Raw genomic sequence first — 13,530 nt, 5'->3', positions numbered from 1 at the left:
GCTTGGAAGGCGGACTTCCAGGCTTTTTTTACATATAAAGTATTTGCTTTAAGCGGCGGACACCCTCTTGAATCATGTTTTCGTCCGTACAGGCGAAGCCTAGCAGTAATCCCTTTCGATTGCTCTCAAAACAATAAGGACTTAATGGATAAATGCCAACGCCCGCTGCTTTGGCTGCTTCAATACTGCCTTTTTCGTCAAAGTCTGGCGCTCCTTCTAAAAAGACATGAAGACCCGTATCGGTTCCATAGATATGAAAGTGCTTGTCAAAGTGTTGTGTCAAAAGGGCATCCATCATAGCAGCCTGTCTTTTTTTATACAGCTGTCTCATTCGCCTGACATATCGCGTGAATTCTCCTTCTCTGAAAAAAGAAGCGAGTGTGATCTGTTCCATAATGGGCAGCTGTCTTTGAATGAGTGATTGCAGGGAAGCGATTTCTTTTATGACCGCTTTGGAGCCGATAATGGCAGCAAGGCGGATGCCGGGTGTCAGCACCTTGGAGAAGCTTAAGATGTAAATCACATGGTCGGGTGCTTCTGAAAATAATGAAGGAAGCGGTCCGCCATGATAACGATAATCTCCATCAAAATCATCCTCTAGTATATAAGACTGATGGCTGACAGCAAATTTCAGCAGCTGCTGCCTTCTGTTGACACTCATACATACACCGGTTGGACGCTGATGGGAGGGCGTCACCGCAATCAGCTTTGTTTGCCGTGGCACTGTATTCACCATGATTCCTTCTTCATCGACGGGTGCGGGATAAATGTTCATTTCACGATGCATAAATGAAAGCCTTGCCCCAGGAAAGCCTGGATCTTCAACAGCTACTGTATCGCCTTTTTTAAGCAATACCTGTGAAATCAAATCAATGGCTTGCTGCGTGCCACCTGTTAACACCATTTGATCTTCTTCTACATCGATTCCGCGTTCTACAGATAAGTATTGGCGTATTTCTGAACGTACTTCCCATAATCCGTGCGGGGAGGAATAGCCCCAATCTTTCATATCTAATCGCTGTAATGCTTTCGTGAGCGACCGTTTCCATATATTTTGAAAATGTTCATCGATGGCTGGCTCCTGATGTCGAAAATCAATATCGAGTTTCTCATGAAATTGATTGGCCGACAGCCAGTGGTCCATTTGTTTCTCCGCCTCTTGAAAGTGTGGTCTTACCGGAAGAGGGAAAGGCGGCTCACTTTGATGGGGAGTGGAGGCTGCATAGTGGTCACTCGAAATGACCTTTGTACCGCCTCTTCTAGATGTGCTGACATATCCTCTTGCCAGCAGTTCGTCATAGGCAAGCTGTATAGTTGATCTTGATACATTAAGCTCCTGTGCTAATACCCGTGTTGGTGTTAACTGATCGTCAGGATTCAGTTTTTGTGAATGAATTTGTTGAATGATCCCAGTCACGATTTGCTGCCAGAGCGGGGTTGTACTTGAGCGGTCTAAATAAATATACATCGGACACCTTCTCTCATTGTCACATATAACTTGATGATGACACGGAATTATGGAGTGGTCAATAGCATCATTTTTGGATATAGGAAGTAAGCCAAAAGGTGTGTACACTGTTCTCATATGCTTATGACATAGAGGAGAGAGTCAAATGATCCCTGCATCTAAAGAAGAAACAGCACACCTATCCATCATTCCATTTATATTCGTTTTATTTGGTCTTTTTATGATTACGACCGCAGTGAATCTGCAAGTGCCCCTTTATACGTTGTATGCGGAACAAGCAGGGTACGGAAAGGCGGCTACAGCACTTGTATTTGCTGCATATGTCTTCGGACTGATTCCAGTCTTGCTTTTTCTTGGCGGCATATCTGATCGGGCTGGACGCAAACCGGTTTTATTGGTCGCGCTAAGCTTTTCGTTATGTGCTACCCTATTGATGATCGTGCACCCTACCATACAAATGCTCTTTGCAGCCCGGCTGCTGCAAGGGGTGGGGCTTGGTCTGAGTGTTGGCACATGCACCGCTTATTTGATTGCTTTATATCCAGAAAAATCAAGCTGGATTCCAACTTTTATTGCGTTATGCAGTTCGGTTGGCTTTGGGGGCGGTGCTCTTTTTACGGCACTGCTTTCTTTTCAGCGTATGTCGCTTGCGCCTCTTAGCTATTGGATTGTGCTGGGCCTTTTAATCCTAACCATCGTGGGTGTCTTCTTTTTCGTTCCGCCTGTACAAGGAGATTCAGGTAAACCGATGATGAACATGCCAACATTTCCAAAAGGAACAATGCCGGCGAATGCAGCGATTGCCATCGCGTGGTCGGAGTGCGGCCTCGTCATTTCGGTTTTGCCAGCACAGCTTAAATTGAATGGATATGAATTATGGGTAGGGCCGGCACTCTTTTTGATTAATATGGCAGGTGTCCTGATGCAGCCTTTTGTTCGCAAGATGAATAGCACAGTAGCGCTCTTTGCCGGGTTTATCTGTCTTCCATGCGGATACGGCCTTTTGCTATTTGGAGCAAATAGCGGGTCCATCTTTCTTGTGCTTGCCGGAACGATGCTTGCGGGTACTGCCTGCTATGGATTTACTTATTTAGGTGGTCTTCAGCTTATTGTCGAACGGGGGAAAAAGGAGGCAGCTAGAGCCGTTGCAGGGTTTTACTTGTTTGCCTATTTAGGCCTGGGTATTCCGAGTGTTTTTATCGGTCTTTTTGCTGATCTGTACGGGACCCAGATGGTGTTAACCGTCTTTTTCTTGGTCGTTTTGGCTGCTTGTCTCATCCTTTTGATCTCAAGTGTCAGACAGAAACAAAAGTGAGGAGTCCCGCTTTCTCTTTTTCCTTCTGTTCGTTTAAAATAAAGGCATGAGAGGGGAAGATGACATGAAAAAAGTGCAGCTGGACGGCACATCGTGCAGGTCGAAAGAAGAGCTTCATGACCAACTAAAAACAGTTTTACACCTTCCTGACTATTACGGGAAAAATCTTGATGCCCTATGGGACTGTTTGACAGGAGAAGTAAATCTTCCAATAGAGCTGACATGGGTAAATTTTGAAACGAGCAAAGACGCTCTTGGCGAGTATGCAGAAAGCGTAAGGCAGTTATTTCAAGAAGCAGAAGAGGAATTGAAAGGACAATTTCAAGTGAGCATTCAATAATGGTGAAAAAGCAGCCGCTGCCGCAGGCTGTTTTTTCATGAGTTTCCGTCTTTCTCAATCTGCTATTGAATATTTTACTAGATATGATAATATATGAACTGTCGCTTAATTGATAATGATAATCATTTTTAGCGGAAAGAGCTTGATAGAAAGAGAGAAACCAGTATGAAGTTGTATCAATTAAGTTTATTATTTGTATGTTTGGCATGTGTATCACTGTTTGTCGGTGTACAGGATCTGTCCATTTTACAGATGTTTCATTTAACAGATGAACAATTACATACGTTAGTTTCAAGTCGCATCCCGCGTCTCATGAGTATTGTGCTTGCTGGCATGAGCCTTAGTTTATGCGGCTTTATTATGCAAAGCATGACGAGGAATAAATTTGTTTCACCAACCACTGCAGGAACGATGGATTGGGCGAAGCTTGGTATTTTAGCAGCAATGCTTGTTTTTACACATGCGAGCCCGCTCATGAAAATGGGAATCGCGTTTCTATTTACTTTAGCTGGGAATCTTCTTTTCTTAAAAATCCTGCGGCATATTAAGGTGAACGATACGATCTATGTACCGTTAGTCGGCTTAATGTTTGGCGGGATTGTCAGTTCAATATCTACGTTTATAGCCTATAAATATGATCTGATCCAAAACGTATCTGCATGGCTTCAAGGGGATTTTTCTCTTATTGTTCAGGGGCGTTATGAACTGCTCTATGTGAGTGTTCCACTATTGATCATCGCGTATTTATATGCTGACCGCTTTACAGTGGCGGGTATGGGTGAGAGCTTTGCCATCAACTTAGGTTTAACGTATAAACGTGTGATGGCGGTTGGTTTGGTGATCGTTTCGATGATTACATCTGTCACCATATTAACTGTCGGAATGTTGCCATTCCTAGGCTTAATCATTCCGAATATTGTATCGATCTACCGCGGCGATCACTTGAAAAAGAGCCTTCCGCATACAGCCTTACTAGGAGCCATTTTTGTTCTGATTTGTGATGTGCTCGGAAGGGTGATCATTTATCCATATGAAATTTCAGTTGGGCTCATGGTAGGCATCGTCGGAAGTGCGATCTTCCTGTACATGTTATTAAGGAGGAAACGCTATGCATAAGAAACGTACATTATGCCTGATTGCAGCCATTGCAGCCGTGCTGATCGTGATTTTCATTACCTTTCAAATGGGGTACTGGCCGTACACAGTGCCAAGTCGTTTAAAGAAAGTGCTGGCGATGACATTGACGGGAGGCGCGATTGCCTTTTCATCTGTTGTCTTCCAAACCTTGACCAACAATCGAATCTTAACGCCGAGCATACTGGGTTTAGACGCACTGTACTTGTTTTTGCAAACAGCGATTATTTATCTGTTTGGCTCGACCAATTTTATGATCGTCAATAAAAACCTGAATTTTTTCCTTTGCGTTGGGCTGATGATTCTATTTTCTGTGCTGTTATATACGGTGATGTTCAAACGCAAAAATAAACACATTTTCTTGCTTCTGCTTGTTGGTATTGTCTTTGGGACATTGTTCAAAAGCCTTTCTTCTTTTATGGAAATGCTGATTGATCCAAATGAATACCAGGTCGTACAAGATAAATCCTTTGCAAGCTTTAATCACATGAACACAGATATCTTACTCATTGCTTCTGTTTTATTTGCGGCGCTGTGCCTTTACATTTGGACATTCCGCTCCAAATTAGATGTCATGTCACTTGGGAAGGAGCATGCGGTGAATCTGGGAATTGACTATGACAGCATCACAAAAAAGATGCTGATCGTGATAGCCGTTCTTGTGTCCATCGCAACAGCACTTGTCGGACCGATTACGTTCCTCGGCTTACTCGTCGTGAACGTGGCAAGAGAGCTATTTCGTACATACCGGCATACGTACTTGCTGCTAGGCTCTTTTTTCATCAGTGTGATTGCCCTTGTGGGCGGGGAGTTTCTTGTCGAAAAGGTATTTACTTTTCAAACGCCGCTGAGTGTCCTGATTGATTTAGTAGGCGGATTGTATTTTATTTACTTACTTTTAAAGGAGAGTCGTTCATGGTCGTAATGAAGGGAGTCAGTAAGACATATAACGGAAAAACAGTGCTTCACAAAACAACTGTCAGTGTGAAAAAAGGACAGCTGACCTCTCTCATTGGTCCAAATGGTGCGGGTAAGAGCACTCTTTTGTCCATCATGAGCCGCTTGATTCAGCCAGACACAGGTGCAGCTTATTTACAGGACAAACCATATAGCGCGTATCCTCCGCAGGAGCTAGCGAAAAAGATGAGCATTTTAAAGCAGGCCAATCACATGAGTGTGCGCCTGACCGTACGGGAGCTTGTCAGCTTTGGCCGTTTTCCTTACTCACAGGGCCAGCTGACAAAAGAAGATGAGAAGATGATCGATGTGTCTCTTCAATACATGAGGCTTGCCGATATCCAGCATCAATATGTAGATGAACTGAGCGGCGGACAAAGGCAAAGAGCCTTTATTGCGATGGTGCTGGCTCAGAATACGGATTATATTTTCTTAGATGAGCCTTTAAACAACTTGGATATGAATCATTCTGTTGAGATGATGAAGCTATTTAAGCAGCTCGTCAAAGATCTTGGGAAAACAATTGTTGTGGTTCTCCATGATATTAACTTTGCATCTGTGTATTCCGATCATATCGTCGCTTTAAAAGATGGACAGGTGATCAAAGAAGGCGGAGTAGAAGAAGTGATTCAAACAGATGCACTTGAACAAATTTATGACATGCGCATACCGATTGAAGTCATTCACGGTGAGCGTATTTGCTTATATTTTTCTTAAAAAAATGAAGAGGTGATCAAGTATGAAAAAATGGATTTGGATGATGACTGTATTAACAGCGATTGTTGTACTCGCTGCCTGCGGGAACCAAGGAAAAACAGAAGGAACAAAAGAGGAAACCGTCACGGTAAAAGACATGCTGAATAAAGATGGCGTAAAGATCAAGAAAAACCCGAAAAAAGTCGTCGTGTTTGATATGGGAAGTCTTGATACGCTGGACAAACTAGGTGTGGATGTGACAGCTTTACCAAAACAAGTCGTGCCTAAATATTTATCCAAATATGAAGGTGACAAATATGAGAATGTCGGCGGTTTAAAAGAGCCGAACTTTGAAAAAATTGCAGAGTTAGATCCTGATTTGATCATTATCCAGAACCGTCAAGCAGATGCATTCGATGAATTTTCTAAAATTGCTCCTACGATTTTGATGGATGTAGACACTGCCAACTATATGGAATCATTTAAAAAGAATGCCACGACGTTAGGGGAAATTTTTGATCAGGAAGACGAAGTCAAAAAAGAATTAGCAGCCATTGATCAAAAAGTAGATGCATTAAAGAAACAGGCAAAAGAGTTGAAACAGAATGGTTTAATGATCATGGCCAACGACAGTAAAATGACAGCCTTTGGTGCTAAGTCAAGATACGGACTCATCCATGATGTGTTTGGTATCACGCCGGCAGATCAAAAGCTTGAGCCATCTGACAAACACGGACAAAGCATTTCATATGAGTACATGGTCAAAACGAATCCGGATTACTTATTTGTCATTGATCGAGGCGCAGCGATCGGAGAAGAAACTTCTGCGAAACAGCTTGTTGAAAATGATTATGTGAAATCAGTCAAAGCGGTCAAAAACAACCATGTGGTGTATTTGAACTCTGACATGTGGTATTTATCTGGCGGCGGCCTTGAATCATTGACTGCCATGATTGATGAAGTAAAACAAGGAATTGACCAAAAATAATGGAAGAAAAGCTGCTCATACTGAGCGGCTTTTTTTATTGTGGATTCATAAAAATATGTTGCATGCAGGAAACTTTCATCAAAATATGTTATAGTGGAACCTACATTGATAGACTAAGATAGAGTGAGGGTTCGGAAAGGATGAAGGAAAAAACAAGATCAAAAAGAAGGCTGAGACCTTGGGTGAAAGCCGTGCTGTTTATCATGGCTTTTGTCATGGTGATGGCAGTGTCCGTGACAGGATATGCTTACTATAAAATTTCAAAAGCGTCGGATAAGGCGCAAGTGTCATTAGAAAGAGGAGACACCTCGCAAAAGCGTGTGAAAGCTTTTGATCCAGGAAAAGACAGCTTCTCGGTGCTGCTGCTTGGAATTGACAGCCGTCCAGGTGAAACGGTAGACGAAGCAAGAAGTGATGCGGTCTTACTGGCGGCGGTGAACCGAACAGAGAAAACCATCAAGCTCCTCAGTATTCCTCGTGATTCTTATGTTGATATACCTGGAAGAGGATATGATAAAATCGCCCACGCCCATGCGTTTGGGAGTGCAGATTTGTCAGTCAAAACGGTCGAAAACTTGCTGAACATTCCTGTAGATTATGTGATTTCAGGGAATTTTAAGGCGTTTCAAGACATTGTGGATGAGTTAAATGGAATTGACGTCACGATTGAAGATGAAGGTATCGCAAAACAAATGGAAAAGGATTCAAAGGGAAAAGTTCATGTGCAGACAGGCGCCCATACATTAAATGGTGAAGAAGCATTAGCCTTTGTGAGAACGAGAAAGGCAGACAGTGACCTCATGCGCGGGAAGCGCCAAATGGAAGCACTTCAAGCCATCTTTGAAAAATCTAAATCTATTTCTTCGATCCCGTCATATGACAACATCATTGATACACTTGGTGATAATGTTTCAACCAATCTGTCCATGAAGCAGTTTATCGGTCTTTTCCCGTTATTGAGCTCATTGAAATCAGTGGATACCATTCAGCTGAAGGGCCATGATTATCAGCCTGGGAATGTGTATTACTTTGAGTTAGATGGCGCTGGATTAGACGAAGTGAGAACAGAGCTGAGAGAACAGCTTGAATTATCATAAATAAGTAGGAGCCTGCCGCTGTGGCAGGCTTTTTGCTTTGAATGGGTAAGCGCGACAATGAAGCAAATTCAGTTCGCTTGATGAAGAAAATACTGAGTCAGCAGTTCCTCTACCCGGTGGCGTATACGTGGATTAAAGTATTTATGCTTTTCTTCATAGCCATCCATGATAAATAGATAAGTTGTAAATCCTTCATCGTGTTCAATTTGCTGTACCTTCATTTTTTCTTTACGTAAATGCTGCTTCAGTTCATAAAGTGCTTTCTGTGCTTCCTTTAAGGCAGAGGTCACAAGCTGAATGTATGGTTCATTTAGTTTAAATGTTTGATGTTGCTTTAAGTGAGTCAAATCACGATTGAGGATGGAGATGACCATTGGAAGAAAGATGGCCTGTTCCATCATCTGAAGCTGTATTCTTGATAGTCTCGTCATGTCCAAGCCTGCTTTCTTTATTTATGGAACATCTGTTCTTATTTATTATATCGGATGAGTCAACCAATCTCAAGGGGGCAGGGGGGATTCATTTGTATATTTTTATGTTTTCCATGTAAAATGAAAAGTAGACAAACCTTGAAGGAGTCAAAGAAGTTGACATCATTTCTTTCCCTATTTACTCATGAAAATATCACATCATTTTTTGAAAGCTACAAGGCCTTTGGACCGATTGTGGCGATATTGCTACCCTTAATAGAAGCATTTCTTCCGTTTTTACCACTCGTTGCGTTTGCTGTAGCGAATGCAAATGCATTTGGCCTTTGGGAAGGCTTTTTATTGACCTGGATTGGCGCAAGTGCAGGGTCTATTCTTGTCTTTTTGCTGATCAGAAAATTTGGACAGATGAGAATGCTCAACTTTATCAGTAGGCATCCTTCCATTAAAAAATTGATGCTTTGGGTGGAGAAGCGAGGGTTTGGTCCGTTATTTATTTTACTTTGCTTTCCTTTCACGCCCTCTGCTGCTGTCAATGTTGTAGCGGGTTTATCAAGAATTAGCTTTTGGCAATTCTCATTAGCTGCTTTATCTGGCAAGTGTGTCATGCTTTTTATCATTAGTTTTATTGGCTATGATCTTTCTGCTTTAGTTAAGAATCCGTTAAGAAGTGTTTTTGCGGTTCTAGTTATCGCGTTATTATGGTATGTTGGAAAGAGAGTAGAAAATAGGTTGAACATTCGAATGAGCAAGCGTGAGGACAAAGGAGGCTCTTAATGAAAAAGAAGCCATTGCTATGGTTGATGATTATTACAGGCATCGTCTTATTGTTCCAAGTAAAGAATTTCATGTTTGTCACGTACAAAGTAGAAGGGGTTAGTATGGACCCAACTTTTACAGATGGAACAGAATTATTAATCAATAAGTTCTCGCCAAAACTCACGAAAATTAGCCGGTTTGATTATGTGTTATTTCACGGACCTAAAAATCAAATCTTGATCAAACGGGTCATTGGACTCCCAGGAGAAACGATCAAGTATGAAGATGATCAGTTATTTGTCGATGGTGAAAAAAAGAAGGAACCTTATTTAAAAGAGCAGAAAAAACATAAAATGGGGAACGTCCTGACAGGAGATTTTCAGCTGAAAGCCATCACAGGAGACGATAAAATCAAAAACAATCATTACTTTGTGGTTGGAGATAACCGAATACATAGCTTTGACAGCCGGCATTTTGGCACCATTTCAAAGGATCAAGTCGTCGGTGTCAAAAGGAATACCAGCGAATAAAAAAGGCGCTCTGCATATGCAAAGCGTCTCTTTTTTATTTTGCGGCTTTATAATCAGGCTGCCTTTTTGCCCAGACATGATGTAAGAACCGGAAAAACGGTGGCAGCATTGCAATGACGAGAATAATTCTGACGACTTGTACAGCCACAACAAAGGTAGAATCCTCGTGAAGTGTGACCGCTGTTGTTGCCATCTCTGCAATACCGCCAGGCGAAAAGGCAAGAATGGCTGTAATGACAGAAATGCCTGTGATCTCAGCAATGGCAATAGAGCTGAGGACAGTCGCAGCAATTAGCCCGGCTGAGCTGACGACAGCCACAATGAGAGTGTTTTTTAGTCCAACAAACATCTGTTTATTCATTTTTGATCCGATGGTTGCACCTAGAAATACTTGAGACGCAATGTTCGCTTGTGCCGGCCAATAAGGAATCAAATCATAACCTATGAGTGCGCCCGCACCAACTTGAAGAGCTGCGACGCCTAGCATGCTGCCGATCAGCCAAGGGGCAGGGAAATGAAGACGAACTGCCAGGCGTGACATGAGCCAGGCACCTAAAATAAGTGCAGCGGTCCAAGAGATGTTTGACAGGGTGAAAACGCCCGAAGAGAAGGCACTTCCTTGCGTAGCTACAACCGCATCCGCTTCGTTTTTTGTATTTAAATAAAACACTGTAAAAGGGATAGTGAGTACAACCATTAATACACGTATCGTTTGCACGAGACTCACAACAGCTGTATTTGCTCCCACCTCTTGGGCAATCCCCGGCATAGCGGATAAACCGCCGGGGGCAGTTCCGACAAAGCTTGTCAGCATATCTGTTTTGCTCAGCTTCCATAAGACAAAGCCTGAGAGCATCGCCAGTAGAATAGAAAAGACGAGCATGAAACTCACAGGGAGCCAATTTTCAGCGAAAATGTGAAGGACCTTCATATTCATTTTCTGTCCGAGTTCGATTCCGAGAATGAATTGACCAAGGAGCAGCCATCTGCTGTGAATACGTAAGGTGCTGGTTCCTTTACGCTGAAACAGGGTGGGGCGGCGCATGGCAATAAAAGCTGCTGTGATTAATGTACCAACCATCCAGCCAATAGACATTCCTGTTAAAGACAAAAGAAATCCACCTAAACCGCTTATCGCAATCAGAATGAGATCGGTTCGAAGGCTGTTTCCTTGTTTCATCACATGTAAACCTTCTTCCTATATGTTTGTTCAGTAAGTGAAATGTTGTTATCTTCACTATAATACAAAAGTCTCTATAAATATAATACGATTTTTTTTACCATTTTCATAAGATTATCTTATCAATAAATGGTTAGCAAATTCTTATAAAGAAAGAAATAATTTTTACCAAAAGCAAAGTCAATATACAACGATTTTCCCCTATTTATCTTATCAGTTGACTATCATTTTCAATTACACTACAATGCTTAGTGTGGGGTGATAACATGAAAATTCCTTCTTTTAAATATAATGAAAAGGGATTGAATCGTTTTTTTGGTCCTTTAGAGGGAAGAATTATGGAGATCCTTTATCAAGGTGAGGATATGCCGATTAAAGAGGTGCAGCAGAAGCTGTCAGATGAAAAGCCGATTAATTTCAACACGGTGATGACTGTGCTGAACCGCTTAACCGAAAAAGGAATTGTGGAGAAAAAAACAAAAGGGCGCTCATCTATTTATAATCCCATTTTAACAAAAGAAGAATTTCTAAATGAGCAAACAAAATGGATTACGCAAGGATTGATGGACGATTTCGGTCCATTGGCAGTGAATCATATGGTGGATGCGATTGAAAGTGCTGATCCTGAATTACTCAAAGTTCTAGAAGCAAGGCTAGCATCTAAAAAAGAGGAGCAGCAAAATGAATAAAATGAAGTCGAGTCTGCTGTTTTTAGGCGGTATATTGATTGGTTTAGCCATTTTTTATCAGATGGGGTATTACGTGCTTTCAAGCTTTTTTGGCTGGAACCAAGCATATAACCTGATCCATGTATGCCAGTCCGTGCTCGAATTTTATGGATTCACTCCTTTAAAGTATTTTCTAGATGCCTTAGTCCTCTACACATTGGGATTTGCAATTTTCTATATGGCAAAGCAAATCAGCAAGTACATTCAATTCAAACGACATATGATGTTGGCATTCGAACAACAGTCAACCGAATTTCTGTCAGAGAAATATCAAAACGATATCATTGTGTTTCACTGTCAAGAACCGCTTGCCTTTGCAATGGGGATGCTTCACCCAAAGGTTTATTTATCAACAGCCCTCATGGACATGCTGGATAAAGAGGAGATTGACGCTGTTGTTCATCATGAATTGCATCACAAATACAGCTATGATCCCTTAAAAGCTTTCATGTTCTCAATGCTCACAAAAGTCATTTGGTACATTCCAGTGTTAAAGCATATGAGACAAAGCTACTCTGTTTTTCGCGAAGTGATTGCAGATGACTATGCCATTCAGCAGACAGGTACTGAGCTTGGAGTAGGGCAGGCCCTTTTGAAACTGATTAAAAAGAAAACCCAGTTTCAAAAACAAACAAAGTTTGCGGTGTCCTTTGGAGATCGGGCATTGAATTTAAGAATACAAAAAATCTTAAATCCAACTTACAATATTCCTTTTAATGTACCAATTTTTCCAATTGTCACATCAGCCATTCTGATGGTGGTCTTAATGATTATGCTCAACTTAAATTACTAATTTTTTTTACTTATTAACATTACATTATGTAGTGTAAAAACAGGAGGAATTCACTATATGAAAACGAATCAAGAAATAGGAACACTTTTTGTACGCGTTATTTTAGGTATTATTTTCTTTTTACATGGACTTCAGGCATATCAAGGAGGACTGGGAGGAACAGCAGCATTCTTTGGGCAAATCGGTTTACCCGAATTTATGGCCTATATTGTCAAGACAATTGAGCTAGTCGGGGGTATCGCTTTGATTTTAGGTCTAGGAACACGTATTTTCGCAGCATTATTTGTACCAATTATGGCTGTAGCGATTATTACTGTTGGTTTTTCTAAAGGATTTGTTGGCGGTTATGAATTTGAACTTTCGCTGCTCGTCATGGCGCTTTATTTAACACTTAGCGGCAGTAAGCTGCTGTCAATCGATGGGGTTCTCAAGCATCAGCAGCAAAGCAATGAAGCAAAATTTCATTAAAAGATCATGAAAAAACTCCTTCTGCTATTTGTGGCAGAGGAGTTTTTTTAATGGTCAAATTCTCATTTTCTCGTTTGAAAATGAGGAAGGGATGTGAGACTTTGCTACATTTAGCGCTAACTTTGACATATTGAAGGAACGAAAAATCGATTTCATTTTTTGACGGAACATACGATCTCCTATTAAAATAGGACTATCTAAGACACATGGTGCGTTAAAAGGTATAAAAACCATACAGCATGCTGCTGTTCATCTTGAGCGATACGTTTCATTAGCTCTTTTGTTCCTTGGTCACGGACATAGTCTGATACGCTTAAGTAAAAATCGACCGTTTTTTGTTCATCTTTAAAGGCAAACATAAGTCCTTCTCTGAATTGTTCTGGACAAGCTTCTGTTACGCTTGGTTTGTGGTTTCTACCTGTTAAAGAATAATATAGCTTTGAAAATAGTTGATAGTGTCTGACTTCATCCTGACGTATTTCTTGAATGACCTTTTTCGCCTCAGGGTTTTTTGCTTTTTGGGCAAGTTTTTCGTAGCATTGGATCGCAGAATATTCACCATTGATCGCCTTCTCAAGGTCTGAAATGATCCTTGTGTTTTGGCGCATGTCATATGGCGAGTAGTCATAGTAATCGTAATACATGATAT

Annotated in this window: 16 protein-coding genes; 12 read left to right on the top strand and 4 right to left on the bottom strand. The window is 41.4% G+C overall.

Features of this window, described 5'->3' with window-relative positions; translation table 11 throughout:
• Nucleotides 1–28 precede the first annotated feature (28 nt).
• Complete coding sequence (locus tag ACP7A0_RS15680) at nucleotides 29–1,468, bottom strand: PLP-dependent aminotransferase family protein (protein ID WP_060595941.1); 1,440 nt, start codon at nucleotides 1,466–1,468, stop codon at nucleotides 29–31.
• A 145-nt stretch (nucleotides 1,469–1,613) separates the two neighbouring features.
• On the opposite strand from ACP7A0_RS15680, the gene ACP7A0_RS15675 reads away from it, so the two are divergent.
• From ACP7A0_RS15675 to ACP7A0_RS15645, 7 genes are all read left to right on the top strand, one after another.
• Entirely contained in the window at nucleotides 1,614–2,783 is a 1,170-nt protein-coding gene (locus tag ACP7A0_RS15675; protein WP_426005711.1) for an MFS transporter, read from the top strand.
• 64 nt (nucleotides 2,784–2,847) lie between these two features.
• The gene (locus tag ACP7A0_RS15670; protein WP_413545210.1) at nucleotides 2,848–3,123 is read left to right on the top strand and encodes a barstar family protein; all 276 of its coding nucleotides are present in this window, start codon (nucleotides 2,848–2,850) and stop codon (nucleotides 3,121–3,123) included.
• 165 nt (nucleotides 3,124–3,288) lie between these two features.
• A complete protein-coding gene (locus ACP7A0_RS15665) occupies nucleotides 3,289–4,239 on the top strand; it encodes an ABC transporter permease (protein ID WP_066031073.1) in 951 nt (316 codons plus the stop codon).
• A complete protein-coding gene (locus tag ACP7A0_RS15660) occupies nucleotides 4,232–5,182 on the top strand; it encodes an iron chelate uptake ABC transporter family permease subunit (protein ID WP_044140714.1) in 951 nt (316 codons plus the stop codon). Before ACP7A0_RS15665 ends, ACP7A0_RS15660 begins: the two co-directional genes overlap by 8 nt.
• On the top strand, nucleotides 5,173–5,931 hold the full coding sequence (locus ACP7A0_RS15655) for an ABC transporter ATP-binding protein (RefSeq protein WP_426005708.1): 759 nt from the start codon (nucleotides 5,173–5,175) through the stop codon (nucleotides 5,929–5,931). Before ACP7A0_RS15660 ends, ACP7A0_RS15655 begins: the two co-directional genes overlap by 10 nt.
• Nucleotides 5,932–5,953: 22 nt before the next feature.
• On the top strand, nucleotides 5,954–6,898 hold the full coding sequence (locus ACP7A0_RS15650) for a siderophore ABC transporter substrate-binding protein (RefSeq protein WP_426005706.1): 945 nt from the start codon (nucleotides 5,954–5,956) through the stop codon (nucleotides 6,896–6,898).
• A gap of 140 nt (nucleotides 6,899–7,038) precedes the next feature.
• Nucleotides 7,039–7,995 carry an LCP family protein gene (locus ACP7A0_RS15645; protein WP_106036676.1) on the top strand — a complete coding sequence of 319 codons (957 nt, stop codon included), beginning with the start codon at nucleotides 7,039–7,041 and terminating at the stop codon, nucleotides 7,993–7,995.
• A gap of 68 nt (nucleotides 7,996–8,063) precedes the next feature.
• On the opposite strand, the gene ACP7A0_RS15640 is transcribed toward ACP7A0_RS15645, so the two are convergent.
• Nucleotides 8,064–8,426, bottom strand: a complete 363-nt coding sequence (locus ACP7A0_RS15640; protein ID WP_106041507.1) for a hypothetical protein — start codon at nucleotides 8,424–8,426, stop codon at nucleotides 8,064–8,066.
• Between the two features lie 156 nt (nucleotides 8,427–8,582).
• Here ACP7A0_RS15640 and ACP7A0_RS15635 point away from each other — a divergent pair, with 156 nt between their 5' ends.
• Nucleotides 8,583–9,200, top strand: a complete 618-nt coding sequence (locus tag ACP7A0_RS15635; RefSeq protein ID WP_034663493.1) for a TVP38/TMEM64 family protein — start codon at nucleotides 8,583–8,585, stop codon at nucleotides 9,198–9,200.
• Nucleotides 9,200–9,712 (top strand): signal peptidase I, encoded by a 513-nt coding sequence (gene lepB / locus ACP7A0_RS15630; RefSeq protein WP_034663490.1) that lies wholly within the window; start codon nucleotides 9,200–9,202, stop codon nucleotides 9,710–9,712. Before ACP7A0_RS15635 ends, lepB begins: the two co-directional genes overlap by 1 nt.
• 34 nt (nucleotides 9,713–9,746) lie before the next feature.
• On the opposite strand, the gene ACP7A0_RS15625 is transcribed toward lepB, so the two are convergent.
• The gene (locus ACP7A0_RS15625; protein ID WP_060595948.1) at nucleotides 9,747–10,892 is read right to left on the bottom strand and encodes an AbrB family transcriptional regulator; all 1,146 of its coding nucleotides are present in this window, start codon (nucleotides 10,890–10,892) and stop codon (nucleotides 9,747–9,749) included.
• A 266-nt stretch (nucleotides 10,893–11,158) separates the two neighbouring features.
• Here ACP7A0_RS15625 and ACP7A0_RS15620 point away from each other — a divergent pair, with 266 nt between their 5' ends.
• Genes ACP7A0_RS15620 through ACP7A0_RS15610 form a run of 3 tightly spaced genes read left to right on the top strand, consistent with a single transcriptional unit; the run spans nucleotide 11,159 to nucleotide 12,881 of the window.
• Complete coding sequence (locus tag ACP7A0_RS15620) at nucleotides 11,159–11,581, top strand: BlaI/MecI/CopY family transcriptional regulator (RefSeq protein ID WP_024425495.1); 423 nt, start codon at nucleotides 11,159–11,161, stop codon at nucleotides 11,579–11,581.
• A complete protein-coding gene (locus ACP7A0_RS15615) occupies nucleotides 11,574–12,413 on the top strand; it encodes a M56 family metallopeptidase (protein ID WP_106039549.1) in 840 nt (279 codons plus the stop codon). The genes ACP7A0_RS15620 and ACP7A0_RS15615 overlap by 8 nt, the downstream gene beginning before the upstream one ends.
• A 57-nt stretch (nucleotides 12,414–12,470) precedes the next feature.
• Nucleotides 12,471–12,881, top strand: a complete 411-nt coding sequence (locus ACP7A0_RS15610) for a DoxX family protein (RefSeq protein ID WP_034663477.1) — start codon at nucleotides 12,471–12,473, stop codon at nucleotides 12,879–12,881.
• A gap of 197 nt (nucleotides 12,882–13,078) precedes the next feature.
• Here ACP7A0_RS15610 and ACP7A0_RS15605 read toward each other — a convergent pair whose 3' ends face one another.
• Nucleotides 13,079–13,525, bottom strand: a complete 447-nt coding sequence (locus ACP7A0_RS15605; RefSeq protein ID WP_106039548.1) for a ferritin family protein — start codon at nucleotides 13,523–13,525, stop codon at nucleotides 13,079–13,081.
• Between the last annotated feature and the right edge of the window lie 5 nt (nucleotides 13,526–13,530).

The organism is Bacillus sp. DWP3-1 (assembly GCF_049896565.1).
In the GTDB taxonomy this organism is placed as follows: Bacteria; Bacillota; Bacilli; order Bacillales; family Bacillaceae; genus Bacillus.
This window is presented reverse-complemented; position numbering and strand designations above follow the sequence as displayed.